Genomic DNA, 20,743 nt, shown 5'->3' on the forward strand with positions numbered 1-20,743 from the left:
CGAGTTAAGGTGCTTCCAATGAAACTGGAGTGCATTAATGCAACGAAGGAAGTTCAGCCGCGAGTACAAGCTTGAGGCGGTGAGATTGGTTCGAGAGCGTGGGGTCGGCGTTGCGCAGGCATCCCGCGATCTGGATGTTCATGAGAATGTCCTGCGCAAGTGGGTCAGGGAATATGGTTCGGACCCAGCACAGGCGTTTCCTGGTCAGGGACAGATGAAGCCTGAGCAGCTTGAGATCGAGAGGCTTCGGAAAGAAGTGGCCAAGCTGAAGGCGGAGCGTGACATCTTAAAAAAGGCCGCCGCCTACTTTGCGAAGGACGTGATATGAAGTTCGCGTTCATTGCAAAGCACCGTTCGATCTGGCCGGTGGCATGGCTCTGCGAAGCGCTGGGTGTATCGCGTTCCGGCTTTCATGCCTGGTTAAACCGGTCTCCGAGCCAGCATGCCCGGTATGACGAGGCTCTGCTCGACAAGATCAAGGACAGCTTCAAGGATAGCGACCGCACCTATGGCGCGCGGCGTGTCTGGCACGACCTCCTCGCCGAAGGCCTCTCCTGTGGCCTGCATCGCGTCGAGCGTCTCATGCGGGAAAATGCATTGAGAGCAAGGCCGAGACGGCGTGGCTTGCCGAAAGACGACGGTGAGCGCCCTGTCATCATGCCGAATGTGCTAGACCGACAGTTCGCGGCAGCAAGACCGAACCAGAAGTGGGTGGCCGATTTTACCTATCTATGGACGGCTGAGGGCTGGCTCTATGTGGCCGTCGTCATCGACCTGTTCTCGCGACGTGTTGTTGGCTGGTCGATGAGCACCAATATGACAGCCCAGCTCGTTACAGATGCGTTGATCATGGCCATCTGGCGCAGAGGCAAGCCAGATGCGCTCCTCCACCATTCGGACCAGGGTAGCCAATACACAAGCGAGCAGTTCCAGCGTCTCATGGCCGACCACGGCATCACATGCTCGATGAGCCGATCCGGCAATGTCTGGGACAATGCCGCGATGGAAAGCTTCTTCTCATCACTCAAAACGGAAAGGACAGCTCGCAAGGTCTACAGGACCAGGGACGATGCAAAGGCGGACGTGTTCGATTACATCGAGCGCTTCTACAATCCAAAGCGTCGCCATTCGACACTGGGCTACCTCAGCCCTATGGAATTTGAAAACAAAGTGGGATTAGCCTAACTCGGTGTCCGAAAAACCGGCAGCAGGCCAGTCACGAGATATTGCGAAAATGTCGTTCGGCTCTCGGCGGCTTCGATTGCGATAACATTCTTGGAAGTGTTCCTTGTCATAACCTTATGCTCCTTGGCTCTCAGCCGTCATCCTGGACGAGGGTCATCATGCCCGTCGCCGCAAGAGGGATGGTGGTAATGGAATGGTCGGGTACCCCGGTCAGGAACTTCACCTGAACAGGTAGTTCATGATCAATGCTCTCATATTCGCGAGTCCGACCATTGAGGTCGACTTGGAACGCACGAATCGGAGAGCATGCGCTCAAGCGGTCACGAAGAGACGCGGAGGCCGCAACTGACGCTGGGCGCCGCCAGGTTCCAATGCCGGAAAGGTCGTGACGCCAAAAGTCTCCACCTGCAGGGCGGCGGCGAAACTTTGTGAGGGCAACGGAGCACAGATGCCGCATCCAGGATGAGCAACGCAGCAGTTGCCGTCACCGCGCTCCTCGTCATCACATGGTGCCGGATGTCCATGATCGAAACTGCTGATAAAGTTGCTAGTCTGCACACCATATTGCGCTTCGCCAACCGGGAATGCATGAACATGGCCTGTACCGTAGAGAAACGCGCTGGCCGCGAGGAAGGTCGATATGCACACGATGAGCCAGTAGCGGGTAGCGAACGGAACCTTCCCATTCCGCTTGCTAGAGATCCTCGACATTCTGGCGACTGCCCTCACGGCTTCACGTCCTCACGGCACCTAAAAGCTCTCAACACGCTTAAAGGTAATCCGAACGCAACCGTAGCAACTTGCTCCAGATCAAACACAGATCGATTAGATGTTATCAGTCCCCACGAAAATCGCCCAACATGGAGCGCATTTCCAGCTGCTTGACGGGTAACTACATCGACTGCCAACAGAGGATATGGTCGGTGGCCGTGGCGACCAAGAGACGATCGCAATCGCCGAGTTTGCCGACCAAAACGACAGTCGAGCGCCCGCACTCAGCGCCAGTGCTGTCGCAGGATATTCCGCGCGTTATAAAACGATGGAACTCTCCTCGCGGGTATGGTGGCAAGGGGGTTCATTATGCCGTAATCATTGGTGGCCAGCTTTGGACGATAAACGGGTGACACATTCAAATCTAACCGGCAAGTCCACTGTCCTCAGCCTTGGCTTCGCGCGAACGTCTGAACAGCATCCCGCTCATCACCCCGTCGCGAAACAAAACCGCATGCATTGCGGCGACCAACACGTGCACGGCGACCAGCGCGGCAAGCACCCAGAACAGCGTGCTATGGAGGGCGATGAAGTCTCGGGCGTTCAGGCCCGCAACGGAGGGCGCTTTGGGAATCGGCAAGCTCCCGAACAGGCGTGCCGGCGACATCAACGGCATCGGGCGATAGGCGAGCCAGCCGGTTATCACAACAGCAAGAACAAATGCATATAAGCACCACTGCACAAGAGCCGCGGCAGCTCGTGCGGGCAATGAAGGGCTTCGGCCAGGTGCACGTGTACAGACCCGAAGAACAAGGCGGAACACGGTGAGAAGAAAAATCAGGACGCCTGTAGAGATGTGCGAGGGAAGCCACAGCATTGATGCCATCCCAGAGCCCTTCATCGGGCCAAAAGACAGCGCGATCTGTATTGCGAACGTCCCCACGCTCAACCAGTGCAACAGCCGGATCGCGAAAGGCCACCGCAATCGAGATTTATCTGCCACGCCCGATCCAGCCTACCAATTTGACCAATCGAACCCCTCACGGAACGCCCCGTTCGTAGGCCCGAATACGGACAGTCGCCATCAAACATGACACCAAGAAATAACCGACCCGGTGGACCATAGCAACTACGAGGCTGCGGGTTAGACAAAGATTGCCGCTACATTGTGGGGTACTCGCCCCACAGACCGCTCCGGCTCTGGTTTACGGGGTAGCCCGCGCTTGGCGCACGATGTAGCAGCTCCGGGATCGGATCACAGCCCGTAATGATAAAGTGCTCTCAGTGCAGTTCCTCCGTCCCGCAGTCCCAGTCAAAGATTTTCCCTTTGCCGCGACGTCGCTCTGTCAAATTCTCGGCGCAGCGACGTGGTTTCGGTAACCGGTGGGTTGCATTTCTACCCCTACCTCGAAGTGGCACACTGAATAGTTGGGAAAGATTGGGGAAAGGGAAAAGATCTTGATCTAGATTAAAGAATTACACTGGGTGGTAACAGACGGATAAATCCGAGCAAGCTCTGGCTCACTAGACAGGAGCATTCAATGACCCGCAATGAAGACCATGAATCGTTAGAAAGGATTTGGGAAGGCGACGGTGCCAAGCCGCACGATGCAGCCGTCCAGCGAGCGGTGGTCGAGGTACGGCAAGAAATAATGCGTTTCCTTGAAAATCGGCTCCGCGATCGGGATGAGGCGGAGGAAGTGCTTCAACGGTTCACCTTACGCGCCCTGGAGCGGTCATTTCAGCTTCGCGACGTTCGTACTATGCGTGGCTGGTTAGGGAGGATTCTTGCGACGACTATCATCGACCATCAGCGAGACCGGATAAGGCGTCGCAAGCGCGAAACAGCGGTCGATCCCGACAGTTTAGAGAACCATTCTACCGAGTCCGACCAAGAGCTTGACGCAACCATTTGCAATTGTCTGTACCGCTTATTGCCTACGATCAAGGCGGAATATGCGGACATCATCTGGCGCGCGGACATCCTCGGCGAGCCACGCGATCGGCTTGCGGCAAGCCTTGGAACCTCGCTGAACAACGTCACCGTCCGGTTGCACCGAGGCCGTCGCGCGCTTCGCAAGCGCCTAGAGGAGATGTGCCGGACCTGTCCCATACACGGTTTTCTCGATTGCTACTGCGAAAAGGCGGAACAGATCGCCGCAGCACGTGCTGTCATTTCAAATCGCGAGGAGCCACCAAGAGACGTATAGCGACCCGCTCTTTTGGATCGCCGAAGCGTTGTCATACAGGAAAGTATCAGGTGATCAGTCGTCGCTGTGCATGGAGCAGTCCTTTACGGTCGGCGCGATCGCTGGGTGGACGGATGATGGTTTCTCGCTTCACACTCATTCTCCTGCTGGTCGCTTTTCTCAACGCTCTCTGCTTTCCGCTCATCACGCTCGGCCTGACACACGCCCCGCATATGACCTTCGCGACACTCAGGGCTGTTTTGGCAGGCTTGGTTTTGGGCGTGGTCGCAATAATGCTTCGGCGGCCCATTCCAACGGACTTCCGATCGTGGATTGCTCTCGCGCTCATTGGCCTTGGAGCCACCACATCAGCCTACTTCGGGATGTTCCACGCTGCTGAATTTGTTTCGCCAGGGCTCGCGACTGTCATTGCAAACAGTCAGCCCCTGATCGCGGCCGCGCTGGCATTTGCATTCCTTTCGGAACGGTTGCGACCCGCTCAATACGTTGGATTGGCGATCGGGTTCCTCGGGATCGTCACAGTTACCTTGCCTCAGCTAGACATCAAGCAAGGCTTCGATGGTGTAATAGGACCGGCCTTCATCGTCTTGGCGGCCGCTGGCCTCGCCGTTAGCAATGTCCTGATGAAAGGTGTCAGAAACCGAATTGACCCTTTGGTCGCAATGTCGGCGCAGCTTCTCCTCGGAGCAATCCCTCTGGCAGTAATGGCGTTGGCGCTGGAACAGCCGTTTCAGATACACCTTTCGTCGGACTTCGGGTTCTCATTGATCGTTTTGGCCCTTCCCGGAACAGCCTTGGCGTACTGGCTCTGGTTTTGGGTGCTCGATCGCGTTCCGCTGAGCCAGGCGAATGCATTCACCCTCCTGACGCCGGTCTTCGCCCTGCTGCTCGGTATCGGGCTTTTCGGCGAGCAGTTCGGACCCTCGCTGGCATTCGGTCTGGTCTTGACGGCGATCGGCCTCGTGATCGTGCAGCGCTATGGCGGATCCTGATTGGTCCGAAGGGGCGTTCAGGTTGATCGTCGCTCAAACCATGACATCGCGGTTTGCGGGTCAACCCCGGCTACCTCGATCAATCGATCGGGATCGAGTATTCGGAGTCTCCGATAGTGGAAATGCACGATTTTGTCTTTGCGCAACGTGCTTAGAACACGGTTCACGTGAACGAAGGTAAGGCCCGTGGCGTCCCCGATCTGCTCCTGTGTGAGCGGGATTACCATCTCCTCAATGCTGTTGCCGGGCCATTGGGCCCGATGGCGCGTGAACAGTTCAAGAAGAAGGTACGCGACGCGCTCGCGCGCGGTGCGACGCCCGATACTCGTCATATGGTCATAGGCTATACTAGTGTCACGGGCCAGTGTGCTCGCCAGCCGCATGCTGACTTCGGGATCGTCCTTCAAAACGGTGGTCAGCACAGTGTTCGGGATGACCGAAACAACCACTTCCGTCAGGGCCTGCGCCCCATAGCTGATTTTAGCCCCGTTTGAAGTCGGCATTCCCATGACCGCTCCTGGTAGCGCGAAATGGACGATCTGCCGTCTGCCATCTTCAAGCAGGGTGTAGACCGCTACCCAGCCGGACAAAAGGTTGAAGATTGACTTGCTCGTCTCGCCGATGCGGAACAGGTCCCGCCCAACCGGCATCCTGCGATCTCCCGTTCGAAACCGCGGAAGAAGCCGGTAGGCATCCGTCGACGGCGGCAATCCTATCACCGGAGCCCAAGCCTCGCTGTCGGCTCCGTCTTTCGGGCGCTTTGGGCGCCTGCTTAAATCATCAAGCGGACCGCCCGAAGGGCGTGCAGCTTCCTGTGCCGTAAGTCCTTGAAACATGGTCTACTCCGTCCACGTTGGAACTCATCGGTCGCGGCAAGAGCGACAGCGACGTTACCTCATGTGGTAAGGACGCTCGATCCCAACTTTTATTACAGTCGCCGGGCGTGCTGCCGCTCCGGTGGCTGTGTCCGCAACCAGCTATTGACCTGATGAAAATCCTCGCTCCGGTAACAACACCGTCGTCGTGCTTTGCCACCCCTAACTTTCCGACGCGGAAAACCAGACGAACAAGCACCGCGCCTTGGTCAGGACAGCGAGGAACTACCTAGAGGCGATAGGATCGTGGGACCGGAGGATCTCGGCCAAGTATGATTGACCTGAGGCAATCGTCGCCAAGAGCGGGGAGGGTCGAAGATTCACCTAATCTCCAGGTGAACTCGGTTCGGTGCCCGGTTATGAGCACCTGGCATGGCGAACATACTACCATGCAGCATGTCCGTTGGGAGGAGCAGTCATTCGGGGGCAATGGCGCTGCGAATTCGGGACTTAGGGCCATCTGGCACTGGGAGATCGAATGAACCGGCGCGAAACCTCCCTCATGCGCCAAGGCCAGCTTCCCCTGCACGAAGAAGGAAACCGCGCAAACGACCAGCAATGCCAGTAGCTTGAACATGTGCACTTACCCATCGCCTCCCGACTGTTTCACGCAACTCCCATATTTGCACGGGAGGATTCCATCCCGTCGCATGTCATGCAAGGTCGCACCATCGCACATATTGCCTACGGACACTTTGACCGGGATCAAAGAGATCGCGGGCGCGCGGCGGCTGGGGCTGAGGCTGAGGCTGAGGCTGAGGCTGAGGCTGAGGCTGAGCAACTACCATTGCCCACGAAGCAAATTGCAACCAATTGGCGGCAACGATGATTGGGAGCGCACTTGATCGAGATTAAAGTGCATCCCGTCCACGCCGATCATAATTAATAAGAAGTGGGAGAAATGAGCGGTGTTTCACGAGCCACGAATGGTATCGACAGCCTCGCCTGCGTTTGATCTAAAGCGTTGCGTAGCCCTGCTGGTCTCTCGCAGCCAAAGAAGGGCTGTGCTAAGCCCCTTCTTCGCCAAAAGCGACGGCTTGCTCGTCGTCGACCCAGCGTCACGCAAGCGGCGGTTCCGTTCAAATGCAGCTAGAACGAACGAGTCAACCTGCGACTTGATCCTTGCCAGTGGGTCAATTCGGTTGATCTGCGGATATGTCGGATCATCCGAGCGCGACAAGCTCTGCGCGGCCGGGGTCGACGTTCGGATCGGCTCCTGTGCCCGGACGATTAGCGAACTTGTTACCTCTTTTGAGACTCTACCACCGGCCTGACGGCCTGTTAGAACGCGCGGTGGGGATCAGCTACCACTTGAATGCATTCGGGACCTTTAATGAAATCAGGCACCCCGATAGTTACGGCGAGCGCCGGCTGGCGGTTGATAACGTGGAGGCTCGTTTCAATGTCTTGACAGGCTGATTGGCACTGTCAGGGTCGTCACCCTCGTTGGTTCCGGTCAACGCGGCAAGCTCCGTCTCGTCAAGGGTTTCCTTCTCCAGCAGTCTACGGGCCGTGCGCTCCAAAAGGTCTCGACGCTCCTTGAGCAAACGGATCGTTCGCTCGAACGCGCCATCGATGATCGCGCGCACCTCCCCGTCGATTGCGTCGGCTGTCGCCTCGCCATAGTCGCGAGGCTGAGGATAGGCTGCCATCTGGTTCGGTGTCAGGAAGGAGCGCTGATCCTTCTCGAGGGCGACATGACCCAGCTTTTCCGACATCCCGTAGCGCATGATCATGGCGCGTGCGATGTCGGTGACTTTGGCAAGGTCGTCCGCCGCTCCCGTTGAAAGATGATCGAAGACGATCTTCTCGGCCGCCCGGCCGCCGAGCAGGACCGCCATCTTGTTCTCGAGTTCCTCTCTGGTCATCAGAAAGCGATCCTCGGTCGGACGCTGGATGGTGTAGCCCAGCGCGCCGATCCCGCGCGGGATGATCGACACCTTATGCACGGTGTCCGAGCCGGGCAGCGCCATGGCGACAAGCGCGTGGCCCATCTCGTGATAGGCCACAACCTCGCGTTCTCTCGGGTTGAGAAGGCGGTTTCGCTTCTCCAGACCGGCGACGATGCGCTCGACGGCGTTGTTGAAATCATCCATCGTGACAGCATCGGCCTTGCGGCGGGTAGCCAGCAGCGTGGCCTCGTTGACGAGGTTGGCCAGATCGGCGCCAGTGAAGCCCGGGGTCAGCGCTGCGATCTTTTCGGCATCGACGTCTTCTGCAAGCTTCGCCTTGCGCATGTGGACGTGCAGGATCTGGATGCGGCCCTGCTTGTCCGGCCGGTCGACCAGCACCTGCCGGTCGAAGCGGCCGGCGCGTAGAAGCGCGGGATCGAGAATTTCCGGCCGGTTGGTGGCCGCCAGCAGCACCACACCAATCGTCGGGTCGAAGCCATCAAGCTCGACAAGGAGCTGGTTGAGCGTCTGTTCCTTCTCGTCGTGGCCGCCCATCATCGGGCCAGCGCCGCGCGCACGGCCGAGCGCATCCAACTCGTCGATGAAGATGATTGCAGGAGCCTTGGCGCGGGCCTGCTCGAAGAGATCGCGCACACGCGCGGCCCCTACGCCCACGAACATTTCCACGAATTCCGAACCCGAGATCGAGAAGAACGACACTCGTGCCTCGCCGGCGACGGCCCTTGCGATCAGGGTCTTGCCCGTGCCGGGAGGGCCAAACCAGCAGAACGCCCTTGGGCATGCGCGCCGAGCCTGCCATACTCGTCCGGGTTCTTCAGGAAATCGACGATCTCCTGCAATTCCTCCTTGGCCTCATCCACGCCGGCCACGTCGTCAAACGTTACCTTGATGTCGGTCTCGACATAGACCTTGGCCTTGCTCTTGCCGATCTGCATCAGGCCGCCGCCGGCGCCGCCTCCCATTCGTCGCATGAGGAACACCCAGACACCGATGAACAGCGCCATCGGAACGACCCATGACAGGAGATCACGAAGGAACGTACTCTCGATCTGCCCGGTGACGACGACGTCGTTCCGGCGGAGTTGCTCGGCGAAGTCGGGTTCGACGCGCGTCGTGATAAAACGGGTCTGACCTCCCTCTAGCGGTTGCCGGAAGCTTCCCTGGACGTAGCGATCGGAAACCTGCACTTCGGCGATGCGGCCCGCCTGAAGGTGACTTTCGAACTCACTATAGGGAATTTCGGCGACCTGGCTTGCAATCGTGAACAGGTATTGAAACAGCATCAGCCCGGCGAATGCCGCGAACCAGTACCAGATATTGAACTGCGTCTTGTTGTTCATCTTGCCATCACTCTGTCTGGGCGACCGCACCCCACCATCACCGCGATTGAGCTACACGGCGAGCCGCTTCCGCTGTGAGGGAATGCGGTTCGCACGCGCCATTTCCCGGCGTTGCAGTAAATACCTTGGTCGCTTGTTCCTCGGCCCGATGCAAAAACCTTCAACCACGAAATCGAGCAAACCGATTATAGAAATCGTCCCCAAGACAATCCGGAAAAAGCGAAAAGTCATTTTGTCGAAATCCGTGTGCGAACTAGTAGCTGGTGGCACTGACCGGAAGATTGATCTGGGTTAAAGTTTGCCGCCGCTCGTGCGCCAGTCATACCTAACAGCGGTCATTCCCCGACCGCCTGCGGCGATCTCCAGAAACACATTGCAACTATGCCGAGTGGCCGCGAGCTACGCTCCGACAGTTTCGCTCGCCAGGGTGCAAGCCCAAACAAAACTATAACAGGGATCAAGGTTTTTGTTTTCCATTGCGAACATTGTTGTCCCCGCAATCGATGCAGGCCCGCTGCTCCGGGCTTGACCCCAACCGCTGCGTCGCCTGTGTCGGGACGAAATCTCTGTGCAGAAAGGCGGACAAAGACCATGCCACCCAAGATTAGACAGTCCAGCAACGACGACCAACCTCCACGGCGCATCTCCGCCACGAACATCGTACTATGGGGGTTCCTGGCCATCGGCGCCTTTTACCTGATTGCCGAGCATCGGGCCAATCTGCTCGGGTGGCTGCCGTGGCTGATAATTCTCGCTTGTCCGCTCCTCCATATCTTCATGCACGGACGCCACGGCGGACACGACCATCGCGGCGGAAGCTCGTCTTCGCCGAGTTCGAAGCGTCCTCCCCATCAACATTGAGAGTTTCAGGAGCAGAAATTATGCATGAGGACATCCCTGCATATGGGCTTTGGTCCCTGGCGATTCTCAACTCTGCCGTATTTATCTTCTTCGCATTCAGCTTCTTCAAGCCGGCAACCGCTCGTGATTGGCGCTCATTTGGGGCATACAGCGCCTTCATTATTGCGCTTTTCACGGAAATGTACGGGTTCCCGCTCACAATCTATCTTCTGTCAGGCTGGTTGCAGACGCGCTATCCTCAAATCGACTGGCTTTCCCACGATGCCGGACACCTGCTGGAGACCGTCTTCGGCTGGCGGCTCAATCCGCATTTTGGCCCCTTTCATCTTCTGAGCTTCGTCTTCATTGGTGGTGGATTCATGCTCATCGCCTCGGGATGGAAGGTCCTCTACGAGGCGCAGAAGAAGGGCGTGCTCGCCACAACTGGCGTCTACGCCTGGGTTCGCCATCCTCAGTATGTGGGTTTCGTACTCGTGATGTTCGGATTCCTACTCCAGTGGCCCACCTTGCTAACCGCTGCTATGTTTCCGGTCCTTGTCGTCATGTATTGGAGGCTCGCCCTCCGTGAAGAACAGGAAGTTCTTGCACAATTCGGCGATGCGTATGCGCGATATATGAGAAACGTGCCAGGGTACTTTCCACGGCTGGTAGCCAGACCAACTTGAGAGTTCACACGCGAGTGACGGACACGTCCAAGCGTGCCAAGTGGCCCGAAGGGGCTGCCTTCTGGTCGTAGAGGGGCGTCGCTCATTATATTGATCCACTTTAAAGTCTGAAGATCGTGGATCGCGTCAAACTTGCACCGCTCTGTATCTCTCGTGGCGAACATGGCCAAGCGATGAGACCGTTGCCATGATTTCGGCAACCTCCATCCGGTCGCTGGGTTCGCTCTCGAAGACGGCGACCACGATGTGCTGTTGGGTGCTGTCCGGAGGACGCTCCGCCGTGCATCAGGCCTTCCTCATGGTCCAAGGGATGGCCGCGTACGACCGAGGTTTGAATGATTCCAAGATAGACGGCTACTCCATCGGCCGACTGATATGCATCATCAGCCGATGCCAGGCTCACCGACGATAGTATCACGAGTATAGTGCTGAACACCCCCGGCAACGCGCGAGCGCTAACGACCTGCACAGCTTTGTCCATTTGCTTAGGAGCACGTCCTGTCCTCCGCGTAGCCGCGATCGGCCGCTCACTCGCCACACTGGCTCGGCCACTCACGCATGGCGGGCCCTGGATGCCACCATCATCCTGCTCTTTGACTCACAATTGTTCTCGGGAGCCGGCGCAGAGCAACTCACTGCTACCTTCACAATGGCGTGCTAAAGCATTGTCTCCAAAAGTACGCGCACCGAGCAGGCCGAGATTTAACCTGGATCAAAGATGACAATAAGCCTGACAGTTTAGATGCCAAACACTTGAGTTCGATTGCCCTAAGAAGAAAAACCGAAATCTAGTCGCTGAGAACGGGCGAACCACCGTTCGCATATCGCGCGGTTCACCTTCGAGTGATGGGAAGACGCAAATGACCACTGCATCTGACACTGCGGAACCACGCAGGGTTCGGTTTCCAACCGCATTTACGATCCTGTTCGGCTTGATCGTTGTGGTTGCCGGTCTGACCTGGGTCATCCCGGCAGGCCAGTATGAGCGGGTCCAGAATGCCGCATTGAACCGCGAGGTGCCCGTTGCGGGAACCTATGCGGTCACCGAGGCAGTGCCGCAAGGCATATTCGACGTTATCATGGCGCCGATCGCCGGATTTTATAATCCCGTGACCAACATGGCGAACGCCATCGACGTCGCCCTTTTCGTCCTCGTGATAGGCGGGTTTATCGGTGTCGTCACCGCCACCGGCGCGATCAATGCCGGCATCGAGCGGTCGATGAAAAAGCTCAACGGACGAGAAAAATGGATGATCCCGCTGCTGATGGCGCTGTTCGCCTTCGGCGGCACTACATACGGCATGGCGGAAGAAACGCTTGCCTTCTACATGCTGCTGATCCCGATCCTGATTGCGGCGCGCTACGACGCGGTAACCGCGGTTGCCATAATTCTTCTGGGCGCTGGCATTGGTGTCCTTGGCTCCACGGTCAATGCTTTTGCCACAGTCATCGCCTCAGACGCCGCCGGCGTGCCGTTCACACAGGGGCTCGTGTTGCGCCTCGTTATTCTCGTTCTCGGCTGGCTCGCCTGCGTCGTCTACGTCATGCGCTATGCCGAAAGGGTGAGGCTCGATCCTACAAAATCACTCGTCTACGACATGAAGGCAGACAACGAGAAGCACTTCCTCAGCACACATCATGAGGGAGCTGCATTCACGACGACCCACAAGATCGTGCTCGCGATCTTCGGCCTCAGCTTCGTCGTGATGATCTGGGGCGTGCTCAAGGGCGGCTGGTGGATGGGCGAGATGAGCGGCCTGTTCCTTGCATCTGCCATTGTCGTCGGTTTCGTGGCTCGGACGGGCGAGAAGAATTTCACGGATGCCTTCGTGAACGGCGCTCGCGACCTTCTCGGGGTTGCCCTGATTATCGGCCTGGCGCGCGGCATCGTCGTCGTCATGGACGCCGGCAAGATCACCGACACCATCCTGCATTGGGCCGAGGTCTCGGTTGCCGGTCTGGGCGAGATCGCCTTCATCAACCTGATGTACTGGCTCCAGGTGCTGATGTCGTTCTTCGTGCCGTCGTCATCGGGCCTCGCTGTTCTCACGATGCCGATCATGGCGCCGGTTGCAGACTTCGCAGGCGTCGGCCGTGACCTGGTCGTCACCGCCTATCAATCGGCGAACGGTATCGTAAACCTCGTCAATCCGACCTTCGCCGTGGTCATGGGCGCGCTCGCCATCGGGCGTGTGCCCTATGAGCGGTGGCTGCGCTTCATGTGGCCGCTCCTCCTGATCCTCACCGTTATCATCATGGCGAGTCTTAGCGTCGCCACTCTCATTTCCTGAAGGAGAGTTTCAATGACCATCCCCTATGGCGTTCATTCTGAAGTGGGCAAACTACGTCGGGTTCTTGTCCATCGTCCAGGTGCGGCGCTCGCTCGCCTTACCCCCTCGAATTGCCACGAGTTACTCTTTGACGATGTCATCTGGGTCAAGCAGGCCCGTGTCGAGCACTTGACCTTCGTCGATGCCATGCGTCACCGCGGCGTCGAGGTCGTGTTCCTGCGTGAAATGCTTGCGGAGACCTTGCGGATTCCGGAGGCGCGACGCTGGCTTCTCGAGCGGCGCATCAATGATGACTCCGTGGGTGCCGGTTTCGCGGACGATCTGAGGGCGCATCTCATGGAAGTCGAGGCGGACGCGCTTTCCCTGATCCTGATGGGCGGCATGAGCAAGGCGGAACTGCCGATCAAGAGTGCAAGCCTTCTTTCGGAAACGCTGCGGCCGGAGGACTTCATCCTTCCGCCGCTGCCTAACCATCTGTTCACGCGCGACACGACGTGCTGGATTTATGGCGGCGTCACTCTCAACCCGATGCGTTGGAACGCCCGCAAGCTCGAAACCGTGAACATCGCCGCCATCTACCGGTTCCATCCTGATTTCCGCGATGCCGGTTTCCCGGTCTGGTGGGGCGATCCCGACAAGGACCACGGCCTCGCCGCGCTGGAGGGCGGCGACGTCATGCCAATAGGCAACGGCACGGTGCTCGTCGGAATGGGTGAGCGGACGACGCCGCAGGCCGTCGGCCAGCTCGCGCGCGCACTGTTTGCGCAGGGTGGAGCGGAACGTGTAGTCGCCTGCAAGATGCCGATCGAGCGTGCCTCCATGCATCTCGATACGGTCTTCACCTTCTGCGATCGCGACCTCGTAACGCTCTTCGCGGAGGTGGTGCAGAAGATCGAACCCTATTCCATTCGTCCCGGCGAAACGGAAGGATCGATCGACGTGCGCAAGGAAGGGCGGCCGCTCACCGAGGTCGCGGCCGAAGCGCTTGGGCTGAAGGAGCTGCGCGTGGTCGAAACAGGCGGCGACGCCTACGTCGCCGAACGCGAGCAATGGGATGACGGTAATAACGTCGTGGCGCTCGAGCCTGGGGTAGTCGTCGCCTACGATCGCAACACCTACACAAACACGCAACTGCGCAAAGCGGGCGTGGAGGTCATCACCGTGCCGGGCGCCGAACTCGGACGCGGGCGCGGCGGCGGCCACTGCATGACGTGCCCGCTCGTGCGCGATCCGGTTTGAGGAGACAGTCCATGCCAGTAAATCTGAAAGGCCGCAGCGTCCTGAAGCTGCTCGACTTCACAGCCGACGACATCCGTTTCCTTCTCAAGCTCTCTGCGTCACTCAAGCAGGCGAAGTATGGCGGCTACGAGCAGCAACGGCTGAAAGGCAAAAACATCGCACTGATCTTCGAAAAGGATTCGACGCGAACCCGCACGGGCTTCGAGGTGGCGGCCTACGATCAGGGCGCCCACGTTACCTATCTCGGTCCGACTGGCACGCAGATCGGCAAGAAGGAGTCGATGAAAGACACCGCGCGCGTGCTCGGGCGCATGTATGACGGCATCGAGTACCGCGGCTTCGGGCAGGAGCAGGCCGAGACGCTGGCCGCATATGCCGGTGTTCCGGTCTATAATGGCCTGACCGACGAGTTCCATCCGACACAGATTCTCGCAGATTTCCTGACGATGCGGGAATATACACGCAAGCACCTGTCGCAGGTCGCCTTCGCCTTTCTTGGCGATGCCGGCAACAACATGGGAAACTCGTTGCTGACAGGGGCGGCGCAGATCGGCATGGATGTTCGCCTCGGCGCGCCGAAGGCCTGTTGGCCGGAGGAAGGTCTGGTGCAGCGATGCCAAGAGATTGCGGAAAAGACGGGCGCGAAGATCACGCTGACCGAGGACCCTGCCGAGGCGGTCAGGGGGTCCGATTTCGTCTACACCGACGTCTGGGTGTCGATGGGCGAACCGGATTCGGTGTGGAAGGAACGCATCGAATTGCTGACCCCCTATCGGGTGACCGCCGACATCATGGCGGCCACGGGCAATCCGCATGCGAAATTCATGCACTGCCTGCCCGCGTTCCACAATCGCGAGACAGAGATTGGCGAGAAGATCTTCCGGCAGCACGGCATCGGCAGCATGGAAGTGGCCGAAGAGGTCTTCGAGTCGGAAGCTTCGGTCGTCTTCGATCAGGCTGAAAACCGGATGCACACCATCAAGGCCTTGCTGGTCGCCACGCTGGGGTCGTGACATGAGAGTTGTCATAGCCCTTGGGGGTAATGCCCTGCTCAAGCGCGGCGAGCCGATGACGGCGGAGGCGCAACGGGCGAACGCGCGCACAGCGGCTATCGCACTTGCCGATGTCGCGCGCGATCATGACATCGTGATCGCTCACGGAAGCGGTCCGCAGGTGGGCCTGCTGGCGCTTCAGGCCGCCGCCTACAAGGAGGTCCCGCCTTTTCCGCTCGACATCATTAGCGCCGAGAGCATCGGCATGATCGGTTATCTGGTCGAGCAGGAACTGGCCAATGCACTGCCCAAGGACGCGAGGCTCGCCACCCTGCTCACCCAGATTGAGGTCGATCGAAACGATCCCGCGTTCACACGGCCAGAAAAACCGATCGGCCCGATCTATGAACTGGCCGAAGCACAGAAAGTCGCACAGCTCCATAACTGGCCGCTCATTGAGGAAAGCCCAGGCAGGTGGAGGCGCGTGGTTCCTTCTCCATTGCCCGGCAGGATCACCCAGATCGAGACCATCCGCCTTCTTGTGGACAATGGCGTCACCGTCATCTGCGCTGGGGGCGGTGGCATTCCGGTGATCCAGAACGCTGCCGGCGACCTTGAAGGCGTTGAGGCTGTGATCGACAAGGACCGCGCAGCCGGGCTTCTGGCGGAGGAACTGTCGGCCGATGCGTTCTTGATGCTGACGGACGTCGATGCGGTCTACGAAGCGTGGGGAACAGAGCGGCAGCGACGGATCGACCGCGTTCGCCCCGGCGAGATCGACCCCGCTGATTTTCCGCCGGGTTCCATGGGACCGAAGGTCGAGGCGGCGGCTGCGTTCGCGTCAGTTGACGGACGGCTTTCCGGTATTGGCAAACTTGAAGATGCGCGTGCCATTCTTGAACGGCGCGCAGGCACGATATTTTCGTTCGAATAGGGCAACGTTCTCAATACGAGGGGTTGTCAGGACGTCGAAGATCCGAGGGGTAAGAGAAGACAATGAGACTGATACTGTTCGGACCGCCAGGAGCAGGGAAGGGAACGCAGGCGCAGCGCCTGGTCGAACGCCACTCCATTCCTCAGCTTTCCACAGGCGATATGCTGCGTGCTGCAGTGGCAAACGGCACCGAAATCGGGCGCCGGGCCAAGGCGATCATGGATCGCGGCGAACTCGTACCCGACGATGTAGTCAACCAGATGGTATCCGACCGGATCGATCAAGAGGATTGCCGCAAGGGCTTCATTCTAGACGGCTTTCCCCGGACGGTTGCGCAGGCGGAAGCCCTGACGGCGATGCTGGAGCAAAAGGGTGTCAAGATTGATGCGGTGATCGAACTGAAGGTCGAGCAGGCCTCGCTCATCAAGCGAATGGAAAAGCGCGTCGCCGATACGTTGGCCGCAGGCGGCACGGTTCGTAGCGATGACAATCCGGATACCTTCGCCAGACGTCTCGACGAGTACCGGCAAAAAGCCGCGCCGCTATTGAACTACTATCGTCGGAGAGGAGAACTCGTTACGATCGATGGGATGCGGGGCATGGACGTCGTTATGCGAGACATTGAGATCGTACTGACCAAGTAGTTTCGGATTAAGTTGATATTGGGAAACTTGAAGATGTGCGTGTCATCCTTGGACGACACGCAGGCGCGGCATTCTCACTCGAATGAAACAGAACGGATACTACCGCTATGTATAAGAATATCCTTATCTCTACGGATGGTTCGGAACTTGCCCAAAAAGGCGTCGATCACGGGCTCTCGCTCGCAACGAATCTCGACGCCAAAGTCATGGTAGTCACGGTCACAGAGCCGTTTCCTGTCTACGCGGGAGAAGGCTGGGCCCTTGGACCCGACGACTTCGGGCGCTACGATGCAGACCAGATCAAGTTCGCGCAGGAACTCTTAGCTCCCATCAAGGCGAGCGCCGACAAACTAGGCGTTACGTGCGAAACGCGCCACGTTCCTAACCGCCGCCCGGCGGAAGCAATCCTTGATACGGCGGCTGAGGAAGGTTGCTCCCTGATCGTTATGGCGTCCCATGGCCGCCGCGGTCTCGGACGCTTCTTTCTGGGCAGCCAAACCCAGGAGGTGGTCAGCCGCTCATCGCTTCCTGTCCTCGTCGTAAGATAGTTCGACAGCGGATGAGCACCGCTTCGAGCGTGTCCTTCGATCCAATACTAAAAATCTGCTGTACAGGACTTTAACCTGGATCAAGGATTCCAGGGCTCGAACCAATGATTTTGAGCCCGGGCATCATACGCCTGCCGAGAACTGCGACCACCCGAGGGGTCGCAGTTCTGCTGACCCGATGCCGCGTAGCCACGACAAGGAAAATGCTGATGAGTTCACCACATTCCCACCACGGCCATCAGAACCATCAAGCGCACGCGACCGGGTATCGAAAGGATGAAGCTCATCGTGGTAACGTAGCTGCTGCCGGCTCCAGCCATTCCGAGCACTCTGGTCACGGCGGGCATGACCACGGCGCGATGGTCGCTGACTACCGACGCCGTTTCTGGTTGGTCCTCGTGCTCACGCCGTTGGTGCTGTTGCTCTCACCGATGATCCAGCATTGGCTTGGCATCGCAGAGGTTTTGGCGTTCCCCGGCGACCGCTACGTCATCTTCGTGCTCTCAACAATTGCCTACTTCTATGGCGGTTGGCCGTTTCTGACTGGCTTTATCTCCGAGCTGCGGAAACGGCAGCCCAGCATGATGACCTTGATCGCGCTGGCGATCTCGGCCGCCTATTTCTACTCGGCCGCCGTCACGTTCGGTTTTCCGGGCGAGGAACTTTACTGGGAACTGGTGACGCTGATCGCCATCATGCTTCTCGGCCACTGGATCGAGATGCGTTCGATCATGGGAGCATCGCGTGCGCTTGAGGAACTGGTGCGGCTCCTGCCGGATTCAGCCACGCTGATCAGGGCTGACGGCTCGTCCGAGGAAGTGCCGATCTCAACCCTCCAGCCCGGTGATCACGTCATCGTACGGCCCGGTGCAAAGGTTCCGGTGGACGGCGAGATCATTGAGGGTTCGTCCGGTTTCAACGAGGCCATGCTCACTGGCGAATCGCGACCTGTAACCAAGGGGGTCGGCGCCGCCGCCATCGGCGGCGCGATCAACGGGGCCAGTGCTGTCACCATCAAGGTAACGGCGACAGGCGACGCGACCTATCTGTCGCAGGTCATCGAACTGGTGAAGAAGGCGCAGGCAACGCGCTCGCGCACGCAGGACATTGCCGGCCGTGCCGCCACCTGGCTGACCTACATCGCCCTCGTCGTCGGCTTCGGCACACTGTTCGTCTGGTGGCTTCTCCTTGACGCCACGTTGGCATTTGCCATCGAACGAATGGTGACGGTCATGGTTGTTGCCTGTCCGCACGCCCTTGGTCTCGCTGTCCCGCTGGTCGTCGCGGTCAGCACATCGCTGTCGGCCGGCAACGGGCTGTTGATCCGCGACCGCGCCGCCTTCGAGCGGGCGCGCAATCTCAATGCGGTCGTGTTTGACAAGACCGGCACTTTAACCGAAGGGCGTTTTGGCGTCAGCGACATCGTCTTGCTCGCCGACGGCGACGAAAACGAAGAACTCAGCGTTGCCGCTGCCGCCGAAAGCCAGTCCGAGCATCCTATCGCCCACGGCATTGTCGCCGAGGCGAAAGAACGAAGCCTGATCGTTCCCAAGGCAACCGACGTCAGCAACATCACAGGTGAAGGCATCGTGGCAAAGGTGGACGGCCAGGATGTGCGTATCGTCAGCCCCGGCCACCTCGCACGGCAGGGCAACGCCATCGCCCATGAGAGCCTCAAGCGACTGGAAGGACAGGGCAAGACAGTCGTCGTCCTCGTCCGCGACGGCGAGCCGCGGGCACTTTTCGCGCTGGCTGACATCGTGCGTCCAGAATCGAAGGAGGCCATCGCCGAACTCAAGTCCCTCGGCATCAACTCGATCATGCTCACCGGCGACGCCGAAGGCGTTGCAAAGGCGGTCTCCGAGGAACTCGGCATCACCGAATACTTCGCCGAAGTGCTGCCTGATCAGAAATCACAAAAGATCGAGGAACTGCAAGCGCGGGGGCTCTCCGTCGCCATGGTCGGCGACGGAGTGAATGATGCGCCTGCGCTCGTGGTGGCCGATCTCGGGATCGCCATCGGCGCGGGCACCGACGTCGCTGTGGAATCCGCCGACGTCGTGCTGGTCAGAAGCGACCCGCGCGATGTGGGCGCTATCCTCGGCCTGTCTCGCGCCACCTATCGCAAGATGGTCCAAAACCTCGCCTTGGGGACCGGATACAACGTAATCGCCATCCCGATGGCGGCGGGCATTACTTTTGGGACCGGTTTCATGATGACCCCCGCGGTCGCTGCCGTCTTCATGTCGGCCAGCACCATCATCGTCGCCATCAACGCCCATCTTCTGCGCTCCTACAGGAGGCACAAATGACAACGGCAATCGAACAACCGGGAATTCCCGCCATACGACTGATCCTTCCGCAACCGGGCAATGAGATATTCGCGCGGCGCCTTGCCGACGAAGGAGGCTGGGAACTTGGCGCGCTGGAGACGCGGCGTTTTCCTGACGAAGAGACTTACGTTCGCATCCTCTCGGAGGTGAAGGATAAGACCGTCGATCTGGTATGCACCCTCGCACGGCCCGACGAGGGATTCCTCCGGCTGATCTTCGCGGCCGACGCAGCAAGAGAACTGGGAGCCCGTCAGGTCAACCTGATCGCACCCTACCTCTCCTACATGCGGCAGGATCGCCGCTTCCAACCGGGAGAGGCGGTGACCTCCAGGAGCTTCGCCAAGCTCGTCTCGTCGAGTTTTGACCGGTTGCTGACGGTAGATCCACATCTGCATCGCTATCCGGCCTTGTCGCCTCTCTATACGATCCCGACCGACACCTTGCATGCTGCACCGCTGCTTGCGGACTGGATCGCCGCGGAGGTCGACAAGCCCTTGATCATCGGTCCTGACGAGGAAAGCGACCAATGGGTCTCCGCCATCGCGGCACGCATCGGCGCTCCGCATGCGGTCCTGCGAAAAGTCCGCCATGGCGACCGCAATGTCGAAGTCAAGCTACCGGACCTTTCCGAGTGGCGCGGCCGGCAGCCGGTGCTCGCAGACGACATAGCGTCCTCCGGGAATACGTTGATTGAGGCTGCCCGCCAGCTTCCGCTTCAGGGTTTCGTTCGGCCCGTGGTCGCCGTTGTGCATGCGATATTCGCCGACGATTCATTCCAACGCCTCGCGCCTCTTTGTGACCGCATCGTCTCGACCGACTCCGTGCCCCACGAAAGCAATGCAATTGCGCTCGCCCCCTTGATCGGCAGCGCCCTTGCATCCGTGACCTCGGACATCGGCGATCTCGTGCGTCATCGGCGTCCGCCGGAACGGCTGGACGAAGTGGAACAGGCGGGGTTCGATTCCTTTCCTGCCAGCGACCCGCCATCCTGGACCAGCGGCGTGAATTGA

Annotated in this window: 16 protein-coding genes and 1 pseudogene; 13 read left to right on the forward strand and 4 right to left on the reverse strand. The window is 59.0% G+C overall.

Annotation, left to right across the window (positions count from 1 at the left end):
• The first annotated feature begins 37 nt into the window (after window positions 1-37).
• Window positions 38-1,185, forward strand: a protein-coding gene (locus tag D4A92_RS24005; RefSeq protein ID WP_203016721.1) for an IS3 family transposase whose coding sequence is annotated in 2 segments (ribosomal slippage) — window positions 38-284 and window positions 284-1,185 — 1,149 coding nt in all. Because the reading frame shifts where the segments join, the coding sequence is not laid out codon by codon here.
• A 312-nt stretch (window positions 1,186-1,497) separates the two neighbouring features.
• On the opposite strand, the gene D4A92_RS24010 is transcribed toward D4A92_RS24005, so the two are convergent.
• Both D4A92_RS24010 and D4A92_RS24015 read right to left on the reverse strand, forming a co-directional pair.
• Window positions 1,498-1,896, reverse strand: a complete 399-nt coding sequence (locus D4A92_RS24010) for a hypothetical protein (RefSeq protein ID WP_203021082.1) — start codon at window positions 1,894-1,896, stop codon at window positions 1,498-1,500.
• Between the two features lie 424 nt (window positions 1,897-2,320).
• Complete coding sequence (locus tag D4A92_RS24015) at window positions 2,321-2,899, reverse strand: cytochrome b (protein ID WP_246754178.1); 579 nt, start codon at window positions 2,897-2,899, stop codon at window positions 2,321-2,323.
• Between the two features lie 538 nt (window positions 2,900-3,437).
• Between D4A92_RS24015 and D4A92_RS24020 the strand changes: the two genes are divergently transcribed.
• The gene (locus tag D4A92_RS24020; protein WP_203021084.1) at window positions 3,438-4,106 is read left to right on the forward strand and encodes an RNA polymerase sigma factor; all 669 of its coding nucleotides are present in this window, start codon (window positions 3,438-3,440) and stop codon (window positions 4,104-4,106) included.
• A gap of 113 nt (window positions 4,107-4,219) precedes the next feature.
• Window positions 4,220-5,098, forward strand: coding sequence for a DMT family transporter (locus D4A92_RS24025; protein WP_246754179.1), 879 nt, complete (start codon window positions 4,220-4,222; stop codon window positions 5,096-5,098).
• 17 nt (window positions 5,099-5,115) lie between these two features.
• Here D4A92_RS24025 and D4A92_RS24030 read toward each other — a convergent pair whose 3' ends face one another.
• Both D4A92_RS24030 and ftsH read right to left on the reverse strand, forming a co-directional pair.
• Complete coding sequence (locus D4A92_RS24030) at window positions 5,116-5,934, reverse strand: Crp/Fnr family transcriptional regulator (protein ID WP_203021086.1); 819 nt, start codon at window positions 5,932-5,934, stop codon at window positions 5,116-5,118.
• Window positions 5,935-7,328: 1,394 nt separating this feature from the next.
• Window positions 7,329-9,226: pseudogene (gene ftsH / locus D4A92_RS24035) on the reverse strand (ATP-dependent zinc metalloprotease FtsH).
• A gap of 591 nt (window positions 9,227-9,817) precedes the next feature.
• Here ftsH and D4A92_RS24040 point away from each other — a divergent pair.
• From D4A92_RS24040 to D4A92_RS24085, 10 genes are all read left to right on the forward strand, one after another.
• Window positions 9,818-10,087 (forward strand): DUF2933 domain-containing protein, encoded by a 270-nt coding sequence (locus tag D4A92_RS24040; protein WP_203021088.1) that lies wholly within the window; start codon window positions 9,818-9,820, stop codon window positions 10,085-10,087.
• A 20-nt stretch (window positions 10,088-10,107) separates the two neighbouring features.
• Complete coding sequence (locus D4A92_RS24045; protein ID WP_203021090.1) at window positions 10,108-10,752, forward strand: methyltransferase family protein; 645 nt, start codon at window positions 10,108-10,110, stop codon at window positions 10,750-10,752.
• An 860-nt stretch (window positions 10,753-11,612) separates the two neighbouring features.
• Window positions 11,613-13,043, forward strand: coding sequence for a YfcC family protein (locus tag D4A92_RS24050; protein ID WP_203021092.1), 1,431 nt, complete (start codon window positions 11,613-11,615; stop codon window positions 13,041-13,043).
• Window positions 13,044-13,055: 12 nt separating this feature from the next.
• A complete protein-coding gene (arcA, locus tag D4A92_RS24055; protein WP_203021094.1) occupies window positions 13,056-14,282 on the forward strand; it encodes an arginine deiminase in 1,227 nt (408 codons plus the stop codon).
• A gap of 11 nt (window positions 14,283-14,293) precedes the next feature.
• A complete protein-coding gene (gene argF, locus D4A92_RS24060) occupies window positions 14,294-15,295 on the forward strand; it encodes an ornithine carbamoyltransferase (protein ID WP_203021096.1) in 1,002 nt (333 codons plus the stop codon).
• 1 nt (window position 15,296) lies between these two features.
• A complete protein-coding gene (gene arcC, locus D4A92_RS24065; RefSeq protein WP_203021098.1) occupies window positions 15,297-16,208 on the forward strand; it encodes a carbamate kinase in 912 nt (303 codons plus the stop codon).
• A gap of 62 nt (window positions 16,209-16,270) precedes the next feature.
• On the forward strand, window positions 16,271-16,852 hold the full coding sequence (locus D4A92_RS24070) for an adenylate kinase (protein ID WP_203021100.1): 582 nt from the start codon (window positions 16,271-16,273) through the stop codon (window positions 16,850-16,852).
• Between the two features lie 107 nt (window positions 16,853-16,959).
• A complete protein-coding gene (locus D4A92_RS24075) occupies window positions 16,960-17,400 on the forward strand; it encodes a universal stress protein (RefSeq protein ID WP_203021102.1) in 441 nt (146 codons plus the stop codon).
• Window positions 17,401-17,609: 209 nt separating this feature from the next.
• Window positions 17,610-19,712, forward strand: a complete 2,103-nt coding sequence (locus tag D4A92_RS24080) for a heavy metal translocating P-type ATPase (RefSeq protein WP_203021103.1) — start codon at window positions 17,610-17,612, stop codon at window positions 19,710-19,712.
• Window positions 19,709-20,743: a ribose-phosphate pyrophosphokinase gene (locus D4A92_RS24085; protein WP_203021105.1), complete on the forward strand. Its 1,035-nt coding sequence runs from the start codon at window positions 19,709-19,711 to the stop codon at window positions 20,741-20,743. The genes D4A92_RS24080 and D4A92_RS24085 overlap by 4 nt, the downstream gene beginning before the upstream one ends.

The organism is Rhizobium rosettiformans (assembly GCF_016806065.1).
GTDB lineage: Bacteria > Pseudomonadota > Alphaproteobacteria > Rhizobiales > Rhizobiaceae > Allorhizobium.